The sequence below is a fragment of the Kitasatospora sp. NPDC004723 genome (assembly GCF_040609255.1).
Taxonomy (GTDB): domain Bacteria; phylum Actinomycetota; class Actinomycetes; order Streptomycetales; family Streptomycetaceae; genus Kitasatospora.
This window is the reverse complement of sequence record NZ_JBEXJT010000003.1, coordinates 137,548-158,590: the sequence shown is the minus strand read 5'-3', so window position 1 is coordinate 158,590 and position 21,043 is coordinate 137,548. Positions and strand designations below refer to the sequence as shown.

Below are 21,043 nucleotides of genomic sequence, written 5' to 3'. Positions count from 1 at the left end.
GAGGTATCCACCGACTCCTCCTGGCTCAACGGCCGGGAGAAGTCGGTGTGTTGATGCTCTCTAGCTTGCCCCGGGGAAGCCGTGGGCGGTGCGTGCGTCGGCTTGGGCGATGTGTTCGATCTCGACACCGGTGAGGGTGAACTGGCGGAGCCGGCGGCCGGTGGAGCGCATGACCGGAGCGAGGTGGCAGGGGTCCATCTCCTCGATCAGGACGGTGGGCTGCCCGGTCGGCGGGTTCTTGCGGCCGGTGACGGCGAGCGGCAGGCGGCTGTCGGTCCAGGGCAGCGGGGTGATCCGCCAGATCGGGCCGCGGACGGTGGAGAGGCTGGCCTGCCCGAAGCCGCGTTCCTCCCGCAGGGTCATCGGCTCGCCGTCGGTGGCGGCCAGGCCCCGGAAGAGGTGGAGGGCGCGTCCCTGGTTGACGATCTGGCCGGTGTCGATGGTGAAGTCGCGGGAGAAGAACGCGGCGGCCGGGTAGCCGGCCGCCAGGAGCGCGCGGGCGTGGACACCGACCATCGGGATCACGCGTTCGCGCAGGTGGGCGGCGCCGGCCCGGTCGATGGGGTCGAGGGTCTGGGCCTTGAAGCGCAGGGCGGACAGTACGGCGTCGATGTCGCTCGCGGTGGCGTCCGGGAACGGCTCGCGCCGGGCGAGGCCGCGGGCGGCCTTGTGGTCGAGCAGGGTGTTGAGGAAGTGGCGGGTGGTATCCGTATAGCCGGACTTCCTGCGCTTGTCGGTGGCCGGGTAGATGTTCAGTGCGGTGAAGCGGCCGTCGGGGTGGAAGTCGGGGTCGGCGCTGTAGTAGTCGCCGTCGCCGTTGGTGAAGCGGTGCAGGGTCACGGGGGTGGCCCGGTGCTGCACGGCCAGGAGGCCGGACAGCGCGTCGTGCACGGTGGCGCTGTTCAGCTGGGCGGCGTCGGCGGTGACGTGGAGGTAGAGCCGGCCGGGGTCCGACAGGACGGGCTGGTCGTACTCGTCCAGGCGCTCGATGCGGGTGACCGGCAGCGGGCCGGCGTCGGGCTGGGCGGCGATCAGCAGGTGCGGGCCGGCCGCCAGGACGTGGTGGCCGTCGATGTGGGTGTCCGTCAGCGGGGCGAGCCCGACCAGGGGCGCGAAGCGCAGTTCGGCGGCGGCCGTGGTGGCGCCGTGGCCGAGGCGGTCCAGCAGCGGGCGGTAGATCCGCAGGGTGTGGGCGAGGTCGGCGGTGTACTGGTCGCGGGAGGTGCCGGGGGCCTTGCCGATGTAGCCGGCGGCGTACGGAGTGAGGGAGAAGCGGATGCCGTCGAAGACGTCGCCGAGGTCGGCGACGATGCGGCGGTGCATCCCGGTCAGGCGGGTGTTCTTGGCGGAGAACCCGACGGAGGACATGCGGATCTTGACGCCGAGGACGTCGCGCGCGAGTTCGGCGTACGTGTCGAGGTACGGGTACGAACCGATGTCGTTGTCCATGTAGGGGAAGAGCACGCCGGGGCGGTGGACGCGGTCCTGGGCGATCCGCACGCCCCGAGTGGCGGCCTCACCGGCGAGGGCGGTCATCAGCTGGGTGAGGCCGCGAGGGGTGAAGCGCCACAGGTCGCTGCCAGCGGCCTGGCTGCACATCGCGCACCGGTTGACGCACCCGACCTCGCCGGCGAGGTACTGCAGGCGGGTGAGCGCGACGTCGGGCACGGCGGCGAGCTGGTCGCGCAGGCTGGGCATCGTTGCGGTGGTCACGGGGCGGTTCCTTCCTGGCGGTCGGCGGGGATGAGGTGCTGGTCGAAGGCGGCCAGCAGTTCGCGGCTGGCCTGGGAGAGGGTGTGCGGGCCGGCGAACGGCGCGTCGGCGGCCGTGGTGATCCCCTCGGCGGTGCCGAGTTCGGCGTCCGGCTCGCAGACGGTGCCGGGGGCGGGGAGGTTGGCGAGCAGGACCTCGCCGGGGCCGGCGTCGGCCGGGTGGGCGCCGGCCCGCACCCACCGCAGGCGGCCTTCGTGGACGCGGTAGACGCCCGGGACGCCGAGGTGGGGGCCGAGGCGGACCGGCTCCTCGCCGCGGTGGCGGAGCTTGAGGTAGTACGGCCCCGGGGCGGGTCCGGCCGTGAGGTCGACGGTGACCGCGTTGAAGTCGTCGCTATCCGGCAGCCAGGTGACCGGGTGGTCGAGCATGGTGGTCAGGTGGGCGATCAGGAACGGCGGCAGGCCGCGAAGCTGCTGGTTGACCGCGGAGACCTCGGTCGTGCCCTGGTTTCGGCAGTTGATCTCGTTGAGGAACACCTCGCCGTCGGCGGTCAGCAGCGCGTCCAGGCCGAACAGGCCCTTCAGCCGGTGTTTGTCCCAGGCCCAGGTGGCGATCCGCACGGCCGCGTCGACCAGGCGGGCGGCGGCGTCCTCGGGCCAGGGCAGGCACCAGGTGTTGCCGCCGCTCTTGCCCGCGACGATGCCGGCCTCGGGCACCCCGACGGCCTTGTGGGACGGGCGGTCGACGTAGACCCGGGGGCGCCCGGCGCGGTCCGGGACGGACAGCACCGTGGTGTTCGCGGACCAGCCGGCCACGAACGCCGTCACCCGGTAGGGGCCGGCCATCTCGGCGGCCCGCGCCAGGTCCGTCTCGGTGTCGACGAACACCGTGCCCCGGCCGCCGGAGTCCGCGCCGCACTGCACCACCACCTTCTCCGAGCGCACGAGGCGGCGGAGCTCACGCAGGCCGGGCAGAGGGCCGTCGACCCGGGCGCCGGTCAGGTGCAGGCCGGTCGGGACCCCCGAGTGGTTGAGGATGTCGCCAAAGCTCGCCTTGTTCTCGACCTCGGCCCGCAGGGCAGCGTCGATGGCGGCCACCGTGCCGCGTGGCCCGGCCCATCGCCGCAGCCGGTCGGTGGCGTACCAGGCCGCGATCACCGGCCGCTCGTGGCGCCGGACGGCGGTCTGGGAACTGCGGTCGAGGTCGGCCATCCAGGACCGGCGCTGGGCGGCGCCGCGAAGCGACGCGCGGCCCTCCAGCGTCAGCGCCTCGACAGGCGAGGCGGGCACCCACGGCTCGTAGCAGCCGATGGCCAGCGCCGGGCGGGCGGCGGCGATCGGCACCGGCCCGGCGTAGGTGGTGCGGCCACTGCTGGCGAACCGCTCGGCGGCCACCAGCGGCCGCCCGTCCAGGGCGGCCTCCAGTTCGTACTCGGCGGCCTGCCACAGGCCGGTGTCGTGCGCGGGCATGGGGAAGGTCATGCGGTCCACCTGTATTTGGGCTTGGGGGCTGGCAGGGCGGGCAGCTCGGCGACGGCGAGGACCTGCTCGGCGATCTCCTCGGGCGTGTGCTTGGCGGTGTCGAAGACCAGGAGGTTGCGGTGCCGGCGGCCGACGAAGTGCAGCAAGCTGGTGTTGAAGCGGGCCGCGAACGCCAGGTCCTCGACACCACGGCGGTCGGTGGCATCCACGTCCGCCCGCTCGGCCATCCGTGCGCGCCGCACCTCGGGGCTCGCGTGCAGGTAGACGGCGACGTCGAACGTCGCGAACATCCGGCTGGCCCATAGCGCCAGCGCGGCCGTGAGGTAGGGACCACCGGCCAGGCCGAAGGCGATGGTCCGGTCCGCGTAGCCGTCCTGGATGATCGCGGCGTCGGCTGGCCGGGGCGGGTCGAGGCGAACAAGAAGTCCGTCGAGCGCGTATCCGCCGACCAGGAACGCTGCCGTGATGGCGCTGCTCTGGGGCTGCCTCACCAGCGGGAGCCGCTTGAGCAGCGGCTCGACGGGGTGGTGCTCGGCGAGCATCCCGCGATGCCGCACCGCGGTGACTCCCCGGGCTTCGAGAGTCTTGATCAGAGCGGCGACCAGGGTGGTCTTGCCCGACATGTCCAGTCCGTCGACGAGGATGCGCACAACGTGCCTCCTGAACCTCGATGGGGGTGGGGCTCGGGTCGCCGCCGGGTGGTGCCCCGTGTGCCGGGGTGGGCCAGGGCGGGAACGGGAGTTCCGCGCCCCCCGAAGCGGCTGACTCTCAGTCAACGGCCGTGCACACAGCAGCAGAAGCTGCCAGGGTGTAGGCCAGTCGTCGGCCACTTGTCGGCCACTGTCGGCCAGGGGAGGGGTGCCGTGTCGGCGGATGCCGCACCGATCGGGGCGCTGATCAGAGACGCGAGGAAGAAGAAGGGCTGGTCACAGCCGCGGCTTGGCCGCGAACTGGGCAAGGCCGAGGGAAAGGGAGCTGTCGGCCCGGGGCGTGATCAGGTGTCGCGGTGGGAACTCGGTGGACGTGTCCCGACGTACTGGCTGCCGTACCTGATCGAGGTCCTGGAACTGCGGGTACCAGATGCAGGCGGCAGTTCGCCAACCGATCCGGAAGATCCCGGATCGGGCGATACCGTGGACTCCGTCATCGAGTTGAGCCGGAGGGACGTGGTGGATCGCCGGGAGTTCATGGCCGCCTCCAGCGCGTACGCGCTCGCGGCGCTCGGGATGCCCGACCCGGACAGCCTGCTGCGGCGCGTCCGCCAGAAGACCGGTGGGAAGGTCCATGTCGGCCGGGGCGAAGTTGCGGCCGTCCGCCAGATGACCAAGTCCCTCGGCGACGCGGCGGCCGAACTCGGCGGCGGACACGCCCGCCACCTCGCCGTCCGCTACCTCCACGACGACGTGTCCACGTGGCTGGACGGCACCTGGACCGAGGCCGTCGGCCGCGAGCTGTTCGCCGCGACCGCCCAACTCGTCCACCTGGCAGGCTGGATGGCCCAGGACGAGGGAAATCAGGGAGCCGCTCAGGAGTACTACGCGCACTCCTTCCGCCTGGCCTCCGAGGCCGGCGACGCCGAACTCGCTGCCACCGCCCTGCGCGGACTCGCCGTGCAGGCCATCGACCTGGGCTTCCGCGCGACCGCCGTCCGGATAGCAGAGGACTGCGTCAACCAGGCGAAGAACCTGGACGACCCCCGCGCGGTCGCCTACTACCAGGCCACCCTGGCGAACGCCGCCGCGCTGGACGGCGACCGGCCGACCGCCACCCGCTCCCTCGTCTCCTCGCAGACGTCCATCGAACGAGCCACCGGTGCCCCCGGCGACTCCTGGGCCTCGCACTACAGCATCGGCCGCTGGGCCCACGAAGCTGGCATGATCCTGGCCCAGCTCGGCGACTACGCGAGCGCGCAGGACCACCTCCACCACGCGCTGGAGATCCACGGTCTCGACCGTCGTCGCACCCGCGCGATCGTCCTCGCGGACCTCGGGACTGTCCGGCTCCGCCAGGATGACGTGGACGGTGCGCTCTCCGCCTGGAACGACTTCCTGAACTGCGCGGACGGCATCCGCTCGATCAAGGTCCAGGACGCCGTGCACGACATGCGGGCCCGCCTGTACCGGCTACGTGATGTGCCCGGTGTCGAAGAGCTCGATGAACGAGCAGCCGCTCTCGAATGAGTAAATGGCACCGAGTCGGTGTGATCGACCAGCGTGAATGCCGTTGATCAGCTTCTGCCGGTCACCGGAGCGTTGGAACGCGGCGGCCTCACCGTCTCGTCATCGGCTGACTGCGGTCCCGCACATCGACCAGACGCCGGAGGACGCTGCTACCTACGGCCGAGGCGACCTCCTCCGCCTCAGAGTCAACCCGCAGAACGCCACGCCGATCACCAGGTGACATGCCACCGATCGCCTCCCCGAAGCCGATAGCTCTACCGCATGACTACTTCTGCCTGGTGGCACCGTAGTGCCACCACCTTCGCCGTTCTCGCCCTTGCGCTGATTCCCGCAGCTCCCCCGGCCGCAGCCGCGGCCGCACCGCCGGCCCCGGCCGAGACCACCGTTTCTTCCCAGCACCGTGAACTTCCCGAGCCGCCGCCGGCCGACGTCGTCCGGGCCGAACTCGACGACCTGGCCGTCGAGGCCCCGCACTCCATGGACGGCTACAGCCGCGAGAAGTTCCCGCACTGGATCAAGATCTCCGGGGAGTGCGACACCCGCGAGACGGTGCTTGCCCGCGACGGCGAGGACGTCCTCCAGGACGAACTGTGCCGGGCCGTGGCCGGCCTGTGGACCAGCGCCTACGACGGCAAGTCCTTCACTGACGCAAAACAGCTCGACATCGACCACATGGTGCCCCTCGCGGCGGCCTGGCGATCCGGGGCCGACACCTGGACCACGACCAAGCGCCGCGCCTTCGCCAACGACCTGGTTCACAGCCAGCTGATCGCCGTGTCCGCCGCCTCCAACCGCAGCAAGGGCGACAAGACCCCGGACGCCTGGCGCCCGCCGGCGGCCTCCTACTGGTGCACCTACTCCCGGGCCTGGACAGACACCAAGCACGTCTACGGCCTGTCCGTCACCGAGGCGGAGAAGAACGCGCTGACCGAGATGCTCAACACCTGCGCGTAGCAGGTGACGCCCCCGGATGGCGCCGAGCAGGCTTCGGTCGGGGAAGGCTGGCACCGCGGCCGGGCCGGTCCCGCCTACCGGGTACCGAGGCGCCGACCCGGACCAGGGACTTGATCGGCGTCGTGCCGCCCGGCCAGACCCAGGTCTTCGAATTCGGCCCGAGCACCTACTGCCGCCAGTAGCGACCCACCCCACCGGCCGATCGACGGCAGCCCACACCACCGGGCTCGTACGCACAGCAGCTCCCGGTCGGCCCAGCCGAACGCTGGGCCGACCCGCAACTCCGCCGCCGACGAGCCGTCTCCCGTGCGGAGACGAGCTAGCAGGTCGGTGCTTCCAGCCAGCAGCTGGTTGACCGCCGAGGCAACAGCCCCCACCGCGCGAACAGGGCAGACGTCTGCCACATGCGACGGTGCTATCAGAATCTGACCATAAATATGCAGAATTGGATCCGCGTTCACTCTATTGGGGAGTGGCGCCGTTCGATTATCGAGGTGAATGATTCAACTCGCCCGGCCTGCGAAATCCCGTGCGGGATTTCGCAGGCGCCCGACCAGGGAACTTCTCTGTGAATGTGAAGATCGGAGAAGTGGGCGCCAATCGGACAGTGGAGGTGGCTGATCGTGATCGACTACTTCAATGGCATGCCGGCTGACGTGATCGAGGCGGTGGGCGGTTGGCAGAAGGCCGAGGCCAGCCAGGGGGCCGGTGCCTGCCTGGAGCTTCGGAGGCTGAACGACGGCCAGGTGGCCGTGCGCAACAGCCGCTTCCCGAGCGGTCCGGCCCTCGTCCTCACCGCCTTGGAGATCGCGGCGCTTCTGGACGGGGTCAAGAACGGAGAATTCGATCACCTGGCGGTCTGAATCTGTAGATTGAACGCCAGGTTTCAGTGGCCTGGCGTGACGGCGGTGCCCCCCTTGTGTGAAGCTGAGTCCGACCATTCGGGTGAGTTTGAGTTTTGCCCAAGGGGGGCCCTGTGGCCATTGAAGATCGTGTAGTCCCGTTCGGACGGCCTGCTGCGGATCCGCCGGGCTCCTGGGGCGTTCCCGCTCTGTTGTTGGGTGCGGAGATGAGGATCGAGCGCGGCGGCCTGACGCAGAGGGAGGTCCTGGCGAAGACCAAGATCAAGGTGTCCGTGTCGGTCTACAGCCGGATCGAGAACGGCGAGACGCGGATTGACAAGCCGGCCGTGGTCGAGGTTCTGCTGGACGCCCTGGGTGTGCGGCCTGGTCCGCGGCGGCAGGAGCTTCTCCAGCTCGCGAATGATGCCTCGGTGGAGGGATGGGCCAGTTCGGTTCGTACTCGGGCCGGTTCCGCCTACCGCGAGGCAGTACCGGACTCGATGTTGCGCCTCACCAGCCTGGAGGAGCGGGCCGCGCGGCAGCTCATCATCGACAACAATGTGATCCCGGGGGTTCTCCAGACCCCGAGGTACCGCGAGGTGGTCACAGGCAAGACGCTGCTGGCCAGTCAGCGGACGCTGGCACCCCGGATCATCGAGGTCCGGGGCCTGCGGGCCGACCGGTTCGCGGCCAGGCTGCCGAGGTCCACCCTGTTCATCCAGCGCAGTGCCCTGTACGCCGACTTCGGCCAGCCCGCGATGATGGTCGAGCAACTGCCGGTGCTGCTGGACCACATGGACGATATGGGCTCGCCGGTTGCCATCAGGGTGATGACCGTGGAGGACCCGCTTGCGCTCCAGGTCACCTCGCTGATCCGGCTCAGCTTCGAGAAAGGCGCGTTCGCCGCGCCGGACGTCATCTACACCGAAGCAGGCGGGCGGGCCGAGTTCCACCGGGGGCCAATTGCGGGCGAGGAGGCCGCCAGCGACTACCTGGACTACCAGGACCTCAGCGACCTCGTCATCAAACAGGCTCCTGGGCCGATACCGAGCCGCGACTTGATCGTCGAGGCCCTGGAGTGGCACCGCGCCCGTCTCTGACCCCGCTGACACGAACACCGGTGCACCAACTCGCTTCTTGAGGCGAGTGTGGTAGCACCGGCGCCCGTCTTCTCACCTGACCGTACCCAAGCCCCCGTACTCGATCCATTCCTCGGTGGCCTGGCGGCGGACCAGTTCGGTGTCCGGCCGCCAGTCGGTGACGTCGAGGAGACCGATCTCCTCCTCGACGTGGAGGCGAGCGATGGTGAAGAGCTCGTCTACCTCGGCCTTCGTGCGCACTCGGCCCCAACGGTCGCCGGTCTGCTCGCGCATCAGGTTCGTGACCCCGTCGCGAATCCGCACGTCATCGCTCACGAGCTGGCAGATCACCACGACGCTCCCGGGAGCCAGCAGGCGCACGGTGTCCTCGATCATTCTCCGCGGGTTGCCCTGGTCGTCATCGGGGATGCAGTGCAACACTGACACGAACAAGGCGGCCACGGGCTCCCTGAAGTCGATGATCTTCGCCGCGCCGGCCGCGATCTTCGCGGTTTCCCGCATATCCGACGGTAGGATGAGGACGTTCCGGTTCTCCTCCAGGAACGCGCGCCCGTAGCCGAGGACCAGCGGGTCGTTGTCGATGTAGACCACCTTGCAGTCCGGGTCGACGCTTTGGGCGACCTGGTGCACGTTGTTCTGGGTGGGAAGTCCGGATCCGTGGTCGAGGAACTGCTTGATCTCATAGTTCTGGGCGATGTGGCGTACCACTCGCTCAAGGAAAGCCCTGTTGTTGACGGCGAGTTCCCGTGTGCTGGGTGCGGTCACCAGCAGTTGGTCACAGGCGTCCCGGTCGCACGGATAGTTGTAGTGTCCGCCCAGGAGGTAGTCGTACATCCGCGCAGCACTTGGCGTGTTCGTGTCAACAGTGTCTTGCGATTCGGCCTCTGCGTCGTTCACGTCGCCCCCTACGTTCGCCGAAAGCCCTCTGCCAGCAAGCCATTGTGATGTCACGTCATCTTAGGTTGGCCCGTTCCGAGTTGAAACAACTCGGGTGGGTGAACTGGTGGCGGGCATGGCGAAGCCGTGGCGCGCGAATGCCTATGGGGGCGTTCGGTTGCGCCACGGTGGGACGGGTGTTCGCGGGTGGAGTGTCAGGCGGCCCCGTTCCGGTCGTGGTTGAGGCCGGCCAGTATCCTGCGGGCGACCTGTAGTTGTACATGCAGCTCGGCTTCGCCCAAGCCCATCAGGGCTGCGGCTGCTTTGGCTTCCATGCCGAGGCGCTCATGCAGGAGTGCGGCGTCGGCGGGCCGGTCGGGCAGGGCGCGATGCAAGCCGTCCGCTCGGGAGTCGCGCGCCTCGCCCCGGGCCATCGTGACGGTTTCGCGGAGTAGCCGCCACGTGAAGGCGGTCGGGTCCTCGCGGATTGCCGCGCTCCAGCTCAGCTCAGCCCGGCGCAGAACGTGCGCGACGACCATCGCGGCCAAGGAGCGGTCACACAGGCGGGCGCGAGCGTACATCTCATAACCGCGGCGGTGGAGTTGGACGAAAGCCGCGTAGCCGACCGGACCTATCGCGGGCCTGCTCGGACTGGGCACGGTGGCTCCCCTTGGCGTCGAACTGCAGGTGATCGGATGGCTGCCAAGCGATGAAGGGCGCATGTGGGGCGCACGTTGAGGCTGCAATTCCGCGGCGGGAGCGCGCGTCGCGAGCTCTCCGCCAATTGGTTGGCCCGGACGCGGGGGCGCCCGGGCCGCGGGGGCTCTCAGAGAAGGCGGGCCCAGAACCACTCGACGCCGGTGGCTCGACATGCCCTCAGCAGGCCAATGATCAGCGCAACGCGCTCCCACTCGATCGAGCTGCCGGCTCGGAGCGCCCATGCGAGTACGAACAGGGCGAGCACGGCGTCGAGTTGGGCCCTGCCGCGGGTGGCGCGCAGGCTGCGAAATCCCGTGAAGCGGGCGTAGCCACTGCTAGCGTGGGAGATCACCTGGGGCAGGTTTGCCTGCCCTCGGAAGGGTCGGTCATGCATTGGTTCGACTCATCTCTCGTGATCGACCCGAACGCCTCACCCGGTCTGACCACCGGGTGGGGCAACCTCCGTTGCGGAGTGGGCCGTTGAGGTGAACGGTACAGCGACTCGGGGCCCGCATATGCCCGCCGAGGGGTCGCGCAATCCCGCAGTCGCATTCGGTCGATATTCGGTCAACTCCGCACTGGCGCACGCATAGAGCTTCCTCGCTCTGCATGTAGTCGATCGGTCACCGGGCGACGTCCTGGAGAGACTTCGGGGGCGGAGGCTTCGACGGGCGGGTACCGACTGCTTGACGTCCCCGGTACGGACTCCGGTCGGAGATCACCGCCGACCCGGGCCCGGGACGGCTCACCGCCGAGCTCGACAAAGGCCATCTCGTGATCGCCTCCGGCCACAAGGAGATCCGCCGTCCCGCCCGGCCGGCTCCCGGCAGAGGCGGGCACCTCGCCCTCGCCACCGGCCGCCAGGACGGCACGGTGGCCTTCCACAACCTCTCCGGCCACACCGCCGACACCGCGGACGTCGTCCTGCCGCTGGACCCTCTCGACAGCTTCGCCACCGACCGAGGGCATCGCCCTGCAGCCATGAAGCCGACCGGCCTTCCGCCACAGGTGGGAGGCCGGCAGCCGGTCAACCACCGAGGAACAGGTTCTCCACCACAGGGTCGCCGCGATGCTGCGGCCTCTAGGGAGTCAGAGAGACATGGGGCTGCACCACGCTGGCGAACCGCTCGCGAAGCGCCCGAATCTGCGGAGCCTCCGCGGGTAAACCGTGATCGCGGCTGGGATCCAGGCGCCATCGGAAGCCAACTCGTTCCTGCAGCGAGTCGCAGTGGTCCACTAGGTCGGCCGCGGCCTTGGCCACCTCAGCCGGTCCGTACAACTCGATCACGGCGCGCGCGTGACGCATCCGGGACACCGCGGAGCTGAAGTCGTCGGCGAGCAGACCCCGGAGACGGCCGTCGTAGACATTCCGCTTCGAGCGGCCAGAGATCAGCCCGGTGCGTAACGGCCGTTCCGCACGAAAGGCTTGCATCATCTTGGCCGCCGTCATCGAGTCGAGCATCAGGGCCGTGTAGGCGTTGGTGCGGGAGGAACGCAGCCACTGGAGGTACGCGGCGTCGGCCTGCCTGTCGGCGATGTCCCGGGCCGCGCCGGCCTGGGCGTGCGTCGCGATGGCCTGGGCACGGGCTCCGGCAAGGGTGAAACCGCCGCCGGCCAGTGCACCAAGGATCGTTCCGACGGTCCCGACTATGAGTTCGTTCATGGAGGGATCGTGCCGCACAAGCAGTGATCAACACCGGCGAATGCATACGAACTCGTCGGCTCAGGCGCCCGTCAGGAGCCGGAACCGGCAAACAGATCGCCCACCTCGACGCCGAGCACCCGGGCGACACCGGGGAGACGGTCGACGGCGATGCTGTGGCGGCCGGCTTCGAGCCGGGCGTAGTAGGACCTGTCCAGCCCCATGGCGCGGGCGGCGGCGCTCTGGCTCAGGCCAGCAGCCTCGCGAAGCGCCCGCAGCCGCTTGCCGAATACGACGCGGTACGGCTCGTCTTCCGATTGCGTCTGGGCCCTGTCCACACCAGAAAGCTACCGCGATCCCGCCTGTAGCATATTTGCGTCACTGGGTGGGGAGGGGGCGAGGTCCGGTGCGTGCATCGCTGGCGCGTGTTGCGTCGGTTTCCATGCCGGCTGTCGGCCGACTGGGGGTGGTGTCGAGGGCGAGGAGGCTGCCGGCGGTGCTGGCCCCCGTGGCAGGGGAGGCGTTCGCCTCGTGGATTGACCGGGCGGCGTTCGACCTTGGCATCGGTCCAGGGCAGCTGGTCCAGCACCTGGGTATGGAGTGTCGGGCCTCCAGCGCGACGACGCGTCCTTTGCTGTTCGGGGTGATGCTCACGCCGGAGAGCCTGCGCGGTGCCCGGGAGGCGACGGCTCTGTCGGCGGAGCGGTTGCGGGCGATGCACCTGGAGCGGTACGCGGGTGGCGCTCTCGATTTCACCGGCCTGAAGGAGGCTACCGAGTCCGCAGTGAGGTACTGGGCGCGTCGTGAGTGGGCCCAGATCCACGGCAGCCGCGCGTGCCCGCGCTGCCTTGCGGAAAGCCCGGCATGGCCGTTGTGGTGGTGGCTGGAGGCTGCGGCTGTGTGTCCGCGCCACGGGTGCCTGCTGATCGATGTCTGCCCGGCGTGCGGGATCCGGCTGCGGCGGGGAAACGCCAGCCGTCCGCGTGGGCTGCTGACCCGGACCGGGCCATTGGACCCGGCCTTGTGTGGCAACCGCGTGCTCGGTAGCCGTGGCCGGGCCGGGCTCTGCCAGCAGGTGCTGGCGGACATCGCCGCATCTGCTGTCGACCCGACGCTGGTCACTGCCCAGAGGAGCGTTCTGGACGCCGCCGATCTGAGGCCGTCGCGGTTGCTGGGCGAGGAGGTCACCGCCGCTGACTGGTTCGTGGCCATGCGACTGCTGGTCGCCGTCGTGCGGCTTATCGCGGGCGAGGACGACCTGAACGGCAGCGCGGCCATGCCGCACGCCGCCCGCGAGTCACTGGCCGCCGATCTCGCCTACCGGCGCTCGATGACCTGGGGTGGGATGCACAACCGGCTGCGATCGGGCCCAGCGGAAGCCGCGGAGGCTGCGGGCTTGCTGACCCTTGTCGAACCGATCCTCGCGTGCAGCGGGGTCGACGAAGCCCGGCTTCTGTTCGAACCCTGGCAGGCAGCCCTCGCCCACCAGCGCAGGGCTAACAACGGCACCGATCCGCTGAGGCACTTCCCGCGCCCCCGCATGCTGGACGAGCTGCTGGCCACCGAGATGCCCCGCTCGTACCGGGTCGTCGGCGTGGTGACCCACCGCAGGAACCGTCCGGCGCCGTTGGGTCTGCACCAGATACCCCACCTCGTCGGCCAACGGGACTACACCGAGCTGATCGCCGAACACCTGCCCGGCACGGCACTGTCTACCGGCCGCCGGTTCGCCGCCCTTGCCGTCGCCCGCATCTGTGGAGGGCGAAACTGGCGCGACGCCGCCGAGCAACTCGCAATGGACCGCCACCGCGCGGCCCGGGCCAGCGGGGTTGTCGTGCAGAGAATTCCTGACGTCAATGCCTTTTGGGTAGCAGTCGGCGTCCTGACCGAGCGGATGGCCGCGCGCGGGCCGGTCGACTATCGCGCGCGCCGCGAGGCGCTGGCAGACCTGACCAAGGTGTCGCACAGCGTCCTGTTCGGCATCCTGCATCCGTTCGGCCAGGACGTGACCCGCCAGCGGCAGCGGCACGCGGCCGCCTGGGTCTGGGAGAACCTGACTGGCGGGGACGGACGGGAGGCGCCGGCCTACCAGCACGGCTGGGAAGGGGCTAGCGAGGAGTCGGTCCGCGAAGGCCGCCGGAAGTTCGCCGCCAGCCTCTCGGACACGGCGGCCGCCGCCCTCACCGCCTGGGGCGAGGAACTGCTGGAGCAGCATCGGGAGAGGAGCCGATGACGCGGCGCCGTACGGTCAGGCCGATCGCCTTGGCGCTCGGCCAGGTGCTAGTCCGCTACTGCGATCAGGGCGGCACCGAGCGGCTGGTGACTGCCGTCGACGCCACCAAGGTGAGGTTCGAGGACGGCCGGCCGGTGCGGGACATCCCCTCCTACGCCGACCAGAAGCACACCCCCGGCAAGCTCTGGTTTGCCACCAGCGACCGGTTCCTGGAGTACGAGTCCTACCTGGAGTCGAAGTGGATGAAGCTGCTCGACTTTGACCCCGAGGTGGCCAACGTTGCGGCCCAGCCCTTCGAGCTGGAGGGCCGCGACCAGGGTGGAGTCTGGCGGCACACCCCTGATCTCTTCGCCCGCCTGCGAGACGGGTCGGTGCAGCTGCTGGACGTCAAACCGGACCGGTTCACGGACCGCCTTGATGTCGCACGGCAGCGGCAGCGGACCGCCGCCGTGTCCGAGGCCATGGGCTGGCAATACGCCATGGTGGGCGAGCCCGACCCGCTCCGCTGGGCGAGCGTCAAGTGGCTCGCCGGCTACCGCCGTCCCTCGACCGCCGCCGACGAGCTCGCTGCCCCGCTCCTCGAACTCGCCGCCGACCCGGTCGCGATCGGGGACCTGCTGGCCTTCCAACCCGCACCCGACATCGCCCGCGCGGTGGTCTATCACCTCATGTGGCACCACCGCCTTGCCTTCGACATCACCAAGCCCCTGCGGGACCACACCCTGGTGTGGTCCCGCCCAGCCCCGGAGACGTGCCCATGAGCGTCCACCGCATGGCCGTAGGCGACTGGATCGCCTTCGAGGACGAGCGGCACAAGGTCGCCGGTCTCGACGACGGCCTCACCGTCCGGCTGCGGTCCGAGACCGGCCGGCTCCAAGTCATCCTGCTGTCTGAGGTGCTAACCGACCCCACCTTCCGAGCATCCGTCCAACCCCCAGACGCCGCAGGCCATACGGACGATCTTGCGGCAGTGGATCCCGACGGCATCCTCGCCTCCCTCGATCCAGCATTGGTCAAGGACGCCCTCGACCGGGAGGCGGACCTGCTGGAAGCGATGACCGGGTACCGCTCCGGCGACCGGCTCAACGCCCTGCCGGGCGAGCCCCGTCCCGAATACGATCCCGATCTTCCGCTGACCGGACGGGTCGTGGCCAAGGCGCGCGAGTGCGGTGTCAGCGAGCGGTGGATCTGGAAGCAGTGGGCCCGGCGCCAGGAGCTCGGACTGTGGGGGCTGGTGGACAAGCGCCGGGCCAAGCTGAGCAACCCCCTCAAGAACATCCCGGCCGAGGTCATCCAGGCCATCCGCGACCAGGCTGAGGCCGAGCGCCTCGACAGCACCGCGACCGTCGGCAACCGGTTCCTGCGACGTACCCAGCAGCGGCTGGACACCGCGTACGGCCTGGGCGCCTTCGCCCTGCCCGACCGCGACGCCTTCCGCCGGATCGTGAAGAGCCTCCTCGGAAGCCGCGTCACCGACCCGGCCTACCGGCGCGCGTCGGCGGCCAACCAGCCCGACCGCACCTTCGGTAAGGTCGTCGCCCACCGTCCGGGCGAGGTCGTCATGCTGGACACGACCCCGCTGGACGTCCTCGCGTTCGACCCCGAGACCGGCGAAACCCACAAGGTCGAACTCACCGTCGCCCTGGACGTCGCCACCCGCTCGATCCTGTCCTGGCGGCTCACCCCGGAGGGCACCAAGGCCATTGACATCGGTCTGCTGCTGGCCGACGTGATGACCCCCGAGCCCATGCGCCCGGCCTGGTCGGAAGCCCTTCGCTACCAAGTCCTGCGAATCCCCTACGACCGGGTGTTGACCATCGACGAGCGCCTGGCCGAAGCCGCCGCCCGCCCGGTGGTCTACCCCGAGACGCTGCTGTACGACCACGGGAAGCCCTACAAGAGCAAGGTCGTCGAACGCGCCTGCTGCCGCTGGAAGATCGACCTCCAGGACGCGCGCAAGCTCAAGCCCACCGACAAGCCCCACGTCGAGAGGCTCTTCCTGACGATACGCCAGCAGTTCTCCGAGCATGTCGCTGGCTACAAGGGCAACAACGTCGCCAACCGCGGACGCACCGCCGAGGACCAGGCGCGATGGACCATCGACGAACTCGCCGAGTTCTTCGCCGAATACGTCGTCGCCGTCTACCAACGGCGCACCCACCGCGGACTTCACCTGCCCGGCTTCCCGGACATCCGTGTCTCACCCAACGAGGCCTATCGCCAAGCCCTCGGCTCTGCCGGCTACGTGGCTTGCCCGCGCGACCCGAACCTGTACTTTGAGCTGCTGCCGATCGCGCCTCGGGTGATCCACCCCTACGGCATCGAGATCAACTACCTCGTCTACAACGACGACAACGACATCCTCTACGGCTACCGGGGAGCCAAGTCCGACTACCCGGACGGACTGTGGCCCATCCGCTACGACCCTCGCAACCTGCTGCACGCCTACTTTCTCGACCCCGCCACTGGCAAGTGGCATGTCCTCACCTGGACGCACGCGACAAGCGAGCATCAGCCGTTCACCGACATCACCCTGCGGGACGCCAAACGGTACGTCGCCAACCGCGGCCAGGCCGCAGACGACCAGGAAGCGGTGGCCGAAGCCCTCACCGCCCTGCAGAACCGCATGGACGCCCCCGAGACGTGGACGGCCGACCGCAAACGCAAGATCCGTGACCGCCACCGAGCCGCCGCCCAGGCCATCGACATGCAACGATCCGAGCCGCCTGCCAACGCGACGACGCCGACTTCGTTGCACGTCCTGCCCGCCACCGAGCCGGACGACGAAGGCGCTTTCTGGGGCGACCTGGATCTGACCACCATCAAGCCGGCCGAGATCTGGGCCCCGAGCACGCAACAGGACCGCTGATGTTCACCACCTTCGGCTTCGCGCACCCCGGCCTCGCCGAGCCCCGCACCAAGGAGGAATGGCGAGCCTACCTGGCCATGGAGGCCCCGCAGTGTCCCGTCATGCCCTCGTATGAGGACTACCTGCGCATTCCCGCCCTGGACCGCGAAGAGCTCAACGACGAGCGGGACATCTACCACAGTGCGCTCGAACTCGTACGCACCCAGCAGATACGCCGGCTGCACGCCGCCTTCGCCCGCCGCATGAAGGTCAACAGGCGCCAGGCACCCGGAGCTCGGCGCGGCATCGTCCTGGACGGCCCGCCGACCATCGGCAAGAGCACTCTGGTCAAGCTCTTCGCCAAGGACTTCGAACTCCAGCTCCGGGCCCGCCACCCTGAGAAGTTCTCCGACACCTATGAAGTCGACGGCTACCTCGTCGACTACACCCCCGTGGTGTACCTGAACATCCCGAGCCAGGCCACCCCAAAGGACCTTTCCGTCCTGCTGGCCGAATACCTGGGCATGCCGATGCGCTCCGGTGCGACAAAGACGGAGGTCACCAACGGCCTGCTGAAGAACCTGAAGCTGGCGGGCACCGAGCTGGTGATCATCGACGATGTCCACTTCCTCGACCTCTCCGCAAAGGAGGGCAAGGTCGTCAACGACCACCTGAAGTACCTGGCCAACCACATTGCGGCCACCTTCATCTACACCGGCGCCGACCTCAACACCAGCGGGCTGTTCCTCGAAGGTAAGGGCAGCACCCGCGCCACCCAGACATCAGGCCGCAACACCCTTCACCAAATGCGGAAATTCGGGACCACGAAAGCTGAGAAGGTCGCCTGGGTCGAGGTTGTGGCGGCATTGGAAGGCACCCTCGCCCTGTACCGGCACAGGCAAGGTCAACTCGCGGCGCTCTCGCCGTACTTGTACGAGCGAACCGGCGGCAGTATCTGCGGCCTCTCCGACCTCATCCGCGAGTCCGCCATTGAGGCCGTAACCTCGGGCGAGGAAGCCATTACGGAGGAACTGATGGAGACGATCCAGCTCAGCCAGATGGCGGAACTGGCGTACCAGGAAGCCAAGCCCAAGCAGGGCAAGACCCGGCCGAAGGCGCAGGCAGCTGCTTCGGTGAGCTGATTTGACTGTACTTGGCCGGACTGGCCGCGCTGAAGGAATTCAACTTGATCCCTATGGGAGCCTTGAGCTTAGATCCTGGGTTCTGGAACGGCCTTCTTCGCGGCAGCCCACTCAGCCATGAGGGTTGGATCCATCTCGGAGACATCGAAAACGCGGGCCGCATCGGGATTTGTTCGCACCGCTCGCGGCCTGATCACGTTCAGGTAGCCGCGCGCAAGGAGACGAGTGATCGTGGTCTCGCGCTCGTCTTCCGACAATCCAAGGAACATGCTGGCGGCCATCCTCACCATCGGGTTGTTCAGCTCGGGGAGATCAGGGGCATATTGGCTGAGAGCAACGACAGTTAGGGCACCCATCTCGTCTGTGTGCCGGAAGAGCTTCCCGAAGATTTCCTGCCTGATGCCCAGGATCGGTGAATCTGGGTCTAGCACGTTCAGGGGCTGATAGATCCATGCACCGTCGGGGGTGATCACCTCCGTCTCCGGAAAAGGCGCTTGGTCTCGCGATGAAAACTCGACTCGCTCTCGGTGTGTATTCGACCGGCCTCCTGGGCCGGGCTTACAAGGCTCCCCCGGAGCTGCCCAGCAATGCGTACAGGTCTTCAGCCTGGCGGCCTGCCGCTGCAGGGCACGCGCCGCCCGCTCCTCACTGGTGAGTGTTGCCATGGTCGGCATAGTGCCCGAGTCGATTGGTTGCACGGGTCCCACCACGCCCAACAACTGAGCTAGACGGGTACCAATCAGATAGGCGCACCGTGAGGCCAGCCCTCCGGAGAGGCTCCGTCAGCTGACGTACTGAACTACTGGATGGCCACCCCCGGATGGCCATCCAAGCATGTGAATAGTTCACTCTGAAGGTCAGAGCACTACAGGCTGAACTATTCACTGCCGTCCGACAGCGGCACCGGAACGGTCCACGCCAACACGGCGGCGGACGTGCCGGTCCGGCTGGAGGCGCTCGGCTCACTGGCCGGGCTGGACCGTCCGGCCCTGCACAGCCAACTCCGGGCCGCCCTCGACCTGGTGGTGCACCTGGTGCGGGACCAGGCGACCGGGCGTCGGCGGGTCGCCGAGATCCACACCCTGGACGGCGACCGGCGCGGGCTCGCCGTCACCACCCCGGCGGTGACGTTCACGGCGGACGGCGCCACGGTCCCGGGTCCCGGCTGGGAGCGTCTGACCGGTCTGCTCGCCGCCCGGGGAGCCGCCGTCGAGGAGGGCGCATTGTGACGGCCGGGTTGGCGGAGGCGGCGTTCGCGCTGCTGATGGGCGGCTTTGCGGCGGGAGCCCTGCTGCTCCTCGGACTGGGCGGCGGGCCGAGGGGGCTTGGGGACCGCGGTGGAGGCGGCCGGGACGGCCCGGGCGCCTGAGCGGGCGATGTCGGGCGCCGGGGTGGGCGGTTGGTGGCCTTCGGGTTCGTGGTACGGCGGAGTGGCGTTGGTGGCGACGGGCGAGAGAGGCGGTGGTCGTGGTGGCGGACGAGACGGCGCTGTGGTGGGCGCTGGTGCTGTGCGGGGCCGCGGTGGCGGCGTGGTACGGGCTGCGGCGGCAGACGGCGGGCGTTCGTCGAGCCGGGGCGGTGCTGACGGGTGACGCCGGCACCGGTGTCGACAGCGGAGGCGGTGCCGGAGGCGGCGACGGCGGTGCGGCGGCTGCGGTGGTGCGGTGGTCGGGCGGGCTCGGGAGGTCCCTTCGCAGCGCTCCCGAACTGATGCTCCCGCCCGGAGGGTTGGCGGCCGGCTGGGCGACGGGATCGCCGGTCCCGGTCCTGGTGGCCGTCGCGGCCGTCCTGCCGGTGCGGCGGTGGCGGCTGCGGCGGGCTACGGCCGCCGAGGCACGGCACCGGGCAGCCGCCGTGGTGGAGCTCTGCGCCGGGCTGGCGGGCGAGTTGCGCGGCGGGGCGACGCCCGAGCAGTCCCTGCACCTGGTGACCACGCGGATCGCCGCCGATCCCGTGGCGCTGAGCAGGCTCGGTGCCGAACCGGTCGCCAGGCTCGCGGCCGGCCGGTACGGCGCGGACGTGCCCGCCGCCTTCCGGCTGCTCGCGGAACTGCCGGGCGGGAGCGGGGCGGCGGCGGTCGCCGCCTGCTGGGAGGTCGCCTCCGCCGGCGGATCGGGCCTGGCGGCCGGGTTGGACGGGGTGGCCGAGGCCCTGCGGGTCGAGCGGGCGCTCACGGAGGAGATCACCGCCGAGCTGGCGGCGCCGCGCACCACGATCGCGGTACTGGCGGCCCTGCCGCTCGCCGGTTTGCTGCTGGGCGCGGCTCTCGGGGCCGGACCGCTGGAGGTGCTGTTCCACACGCCCGCCGGGCTGGCCTCCCTGGCGGCGGGCACGGTCCTGGAGGTAATGGGCCTGGCGTGGACCGCCCGCATCGTTCGGGCGGCCGCAGAGGGCGCCCTTGGCTCCGCCCCGGTGCAAGAGGCCGAGCCGACGGCGGGGGAGTGGCGGTGCGGGATCACCCGGACCCGGGCCAGGCCGGGTCGGCCGAGCGGGGCGTTCCGCCGGGAGGTGGGGTGCGGATGACCTGGCTGACGGATCCGGCCGGCGCGGGAGTGCTGCTGGTCGGTGCGGCCGGTGCGGCCGGTGCGGCCCGGCCCGGCAGACGGGCACGCCGACGGGCCGACGCCCTTCTCGGCACCGCGGATCCGCTCCGGCCGAGGCGGCCCGGGCGATGGGCGGCGGCGCGGGGGAGCCCGGTCGTTCCGGAAAAGGTGCGGCGGGCCGCGACGGCACTGGCGGTCGGGCTCGGGGCGGCGGTGTTCCTCGGCGGACCGGGAGGCCTGGTGGCCGGCGGACTGCTGGCGGTCGCGCTGCACCGCTGGATGCCTCGGGCACGGTCCCCGGCACAGCGGCAGGCCGTGCTGGAGGAGGCGCGGCTGGTACGACAGCTGCCGCTCACCGCCGAGTTGTTGGCGGCCTGTCTCGGGTCGGCGGCCTCGCCCGCGGCGGCGGTGGCGGCGGTCGGCGCGAGCGTGGACGCGCCCATGGGGCCGCGGCTGCTGTCGACGGCGGCGGAACTCGCCCTGGGGTCGCCGCCGGAGGTCTGCTGGCGCCGGCTCGGGGAGGAGCACCCGCCGCTGGCACCGCTGGCCCGGTGCCTGGTCCGGACGAGCCTGAGCGGTGCCCCCGCGGCGGCGGCGCTCTGCGGGCTCGCGAGCAGCCGGCGGGCCGAGGCCGTCCGGGCGGCGCACGCCCGCGTCCGCCGGGCCGGGGTGCTGGCGACGGCGCCGCTCGGGCTGTGCTTTCTCCCGGCTTTCGTCCTGGTTGGGGTGGCCCCGGTGGTCGTGGGGCTCACCGGCCGTTTCTCGCACGCGATGTGACGCAACACCGAAT

20 protein-coding genes are annotated in these 21,043 nt (G+C 69.9%); 11 read left to right on the top strand and 9 right to left on the bottom strand.

Going from position 1 to position 21,043, the window contains the following annotated elements:
- Positions 1–60 precede the first annotated feature (60 nt).
- From ABZW10_RS05420 to ABZW10_RS05410, 3 genes are read right to left on the bottom strand one after another with little or no spacing between them, the layout of a single operon-like run.
- Positions 61–1,713: a hypothetical protein gene (locus ABZW10_RS05420; protein WP_355360298.1), complete on the bottom strand. Its 1,653-nt coding sequence runs from the start codon at positions 1,711–1,713 to the stop codon at positions 61–63.
- The gene (locus tag ABZW10_RS05415) at positions 1,710–3,194 is read right to left on the bottom strand and encodes a hypothetical protein (protein WP_355360295.1); all 1,485 of its coding nucleotides are present in this window, start codon (positions 3,192–3,194) and stop codon (positions 1,710–1,712) included. Before ABZW10_RS05415 ends, ABZW10_RS05420 begins: the two co-directional genes overlap by 4 nt.
- Positions 3,191–3,844 carry a hypothetical protein gene (locus tag ABZW10_RS05410; protein WP_355360292.1) on the bottom strand — a complete coding sequence of 218 codons (654 nt, stop codon included), beginning with the start codon at positions 3,842–3,844 and terminating at the stop codon, positions 3,191–3,193. The genes ABZW10_RS05415 and ABZW10_RS05410 overlap by 4 nt, the downstream gene beginning before the upstream one ends.
- A 483-nt stretch (positions 3,845–4,327) precedes the next feature.
- Between ABZW10_RS05410 and ABZW10_RS05405 the strand changes: the two genes are divergently transcribed.
- The 4 genes from ABZW10_RS05405 to ABZW10_RS05390 all read left to right on the top strand — a co-directional run bounded on the left by ABZW10_RS05405 (position 4,328) and on the right by ABZW10_RS05390 (position 8,270).
- Positions 4,328–5,374, top strand: coding sequence for a tetratricopeptide repeat protein (locus ABZW10_RS05405; RefSeq protein ID WP_355360289.1), 1,047 nt, complete (start codon positions 4,328–4,330; stop codon positions 5,372–5,374).
- A gap of 261 nt (positions 5,375–5,635) precedes the next feature.
- Positions 5,636–6,328, top strand: coding sequence for an HNH endonuclease family protein (locus ABZW10_RS05400; protein ID WP_355360286.1), 693 nt, complete (start codon positions 5,636–5,638; stop codon positions 6,326–6,328).
- 620 nt (positions 6,329–6,948) lie between these two features.
- Positions 6,949–7,191 carry a DUF397 domain-containing protein gene (locus ABZW10_RS05395; RefSeq protein WP_355360912.1) on the top strand — a complete coding sequence of 81 codons (243 nt, stop codon included), beginning with the start codon at positions 6,949–6,951 and terminating at the stop codon, positions 7,189–7,191.
- Positions 7,192–7,397: 206 nt separating this feature from the next.
- Positions 7,398–8,270: a Scr1 family TA system antitoxin-like transcriptional regulator gene (locus ABZW10_RS05390; RefSeq protein WP_355360283.1), complete on the top strand. Its 873-nt coding sequence runs from the start codon at positions 7,398–7,400 to the stop codon at positions 8,268–8,270.
- A 72-nt stretch (positions 8,271–8,342) separates the two neighbouring features.
- Here the strand turns inward: ABZW10_RS05390 and ABZW10_RS05385 are convergent, their stop codons facing one another.
- The 5 genes from ABZW10_RS05385 to ABZW10_RS05365 form a co-directional block, all read right to left on the bottom strand.
- Positions 8,343–9,167, bottom strand: coding sequence for an SAM-dependent methyltransferase (locus ABZW10_RS05385; RefSeq protein WP_355360280.1), 825 nt, complete (start codon positions 9,165–9,167; stop codon positions 8,343–8,345).
- Between the two features lie 194 nt (positions 9,168–9,361).
- The gene (locus ABZW10_RS05380; protein WP_355360277.1) at positions 9,362–9,694 is read right to left on the bottom strand and encodes a hypothetical protein; all 333 of its coding nucleotides are present in this window, start codon (positions 9,692–9,694) and stop codon (positions 9,362–9,364) included.
- A gap of 278 nt (positions 9,695–9,972) precedes the next feature.
- Positions 9,973–10,197 carry a hypothetical protein gene (locus ABZW10_RS05375; RefSeq protein ID WP_355360274.1) on the bottom strand — a complete coding sequence of 75 codons (225 nt, stop codon included), beginning with the start codon at positions 10,195–10,197 and terminating at the stop codon, positions 9,973–9,975.
- 729 nt (positions 10,198–10,926) lie between these two features.
- The gene (locus ABZW10_RS05370; protein ID WP_355360271.1) at positions 10,927–11,508 is read right to left on the bottom strand and encodes a hypothetical protein; all 582 of its coding nucleotides are present in this window, start codon (positions 11,506–11,508) and stop codon (positions 10,927–10,929) included.
- A gap of 71 nt (positions 11,509–11,579) precedes the next feature.
- Positions 11,580–11,825 (bottom strand): helix-turn-helix transcriptional regulator, encoded by a 246-nt coding sequence (locus ABZW10_RS05365; protein WP_355360268.1) that lies wholly within the window; start codon positions 11,823–11,825, stop codon positions 11,580–11,582.
- A gap of 158 nt (positions 11,826–11,983) precedes the next feature.
- Between ABZW10_RS05365 and ABZW10_RS05360 the strand changes: the two genes are divergently transcribed.
- From ABZW10_RS05360 to ABZW10_RS05345, 4 genes are read left to right on the top strand one after another with little or no spacing between them, the layout of a single operon-like run.
- Positions 11,984–13,720 (top strand): TniQ family protein, encoded by a 1,737-nt coding sequence (locus ABZW10_RS05360; protein WP_355360265.1) that lies wholly within the window; start codon positions 11,984–11,986, stop codon positions 13,718–13,720.
- A complete protein-coding gene (locus ABZW10_RS05355; protein WP_355360262.1) occupies positions 13,717–14,481 on the top strand; it encodes a TnsA-like heteromeric transposase endonuclease subunit in 765 nt (254 codons plus the stop codon). The genes ABZW10_RS05360 and ABZW10_RS05355 overlap by 4 nt, the downstream gene beginning before the upstream one ends.
- Complete coding sequence (locus tag ABZW10_RS05350; protein WP_355360259.1) at positions 14,478–16,589, top strand: transposase; 2,112 nt, start codon at positions 14,478–14,480, stop codon at positions 16,587–16,589. Before ABZW10_RS05355 ends, ABZW10_RS05350 begins: the two co-directional genes overlap by 4 nt.
- A complete protein-coding gene (locus tag ABZW10_RS05345; RefSeq protein WP_355360256.1) occupies positions 16,589–17,710 on the top strand; it encodes a TniB family NTP-binding protein in 1,122 nt (373 codons plus the stop codon). The genes ABZW10_RS05350 and ABZW10_RS05345 overlap by 1 nt, the downstream gene beginning before the upstream one ends.
- A gap of 68 nt (positions 17,711–17,778) precedes the next feature.
- Here ABZW10_RS05345 and ABZW10_RS05340 read toward each other — a convergent pair whose 3' ends face one another.
- The gene (locus tag ABZW10_RS05340) at positions 17,779–18,183 is read right to left on the bottom strand and encodes a hypothetical protein (RefSeq protein WP_355360253.1); all 405 of its coding nucleotides are present in this window, start codon (positions 18,181–18,183) and stop codon (positions 17,779–17,781) included.
- Positions 18,184–18,645: 462 nt separating this feature from the next.
- Here ABZW10_RS05340 and ABZW10_RS05335 point away from each other — a divergent pair, with 462 nt between their 5' ends.
- The 3 genes from ABZW10_RS05335 to ABZW10_RS05325 all read left to right on the top strand — a co-directional run bounded on the left by ABZW10_RS05335 (position 18,646) and on the right by ABZW10_RS05325 (position 21,030).
- Complete coding sequence (locus ABZW10_RS05335; protein ID WP_355360250.1) at positions 18,646–18,939, top strand: hypothetical protein; 294 nt, start codon at positions 18,646–18,648, stop codon at positions 18,937–18,939.
- Positions 18,940–19,180: 241 nt separating this feature from the next.
- Positions 19,181–20,233, top strand: a complete 1,053-nt coding sequence (locus ABZW10_RS05330; protein WP_355360247.1) for a hypothetical protein — start codon at positions 19,181–19,183, stop codon at positions 20,231–20,233.
- On the top strand, positions 20,230–21,030 hold the full coding sequence (locus tag ABZW10_RS05325; protein ID WP_355360244.1) for a type II secretion system F family protein: 801 nt from the start codon (positions 20,230–20,232) through the stop codon (positions 21,028–21,030). The genes ABZW10_RS05330 and ABZW10_RS05325 overlap by 4 nt, the downstream gene beginning before the upstream one ends.
- Positions 21,031–21,043 lie beyond the last annotated feature (13 nt).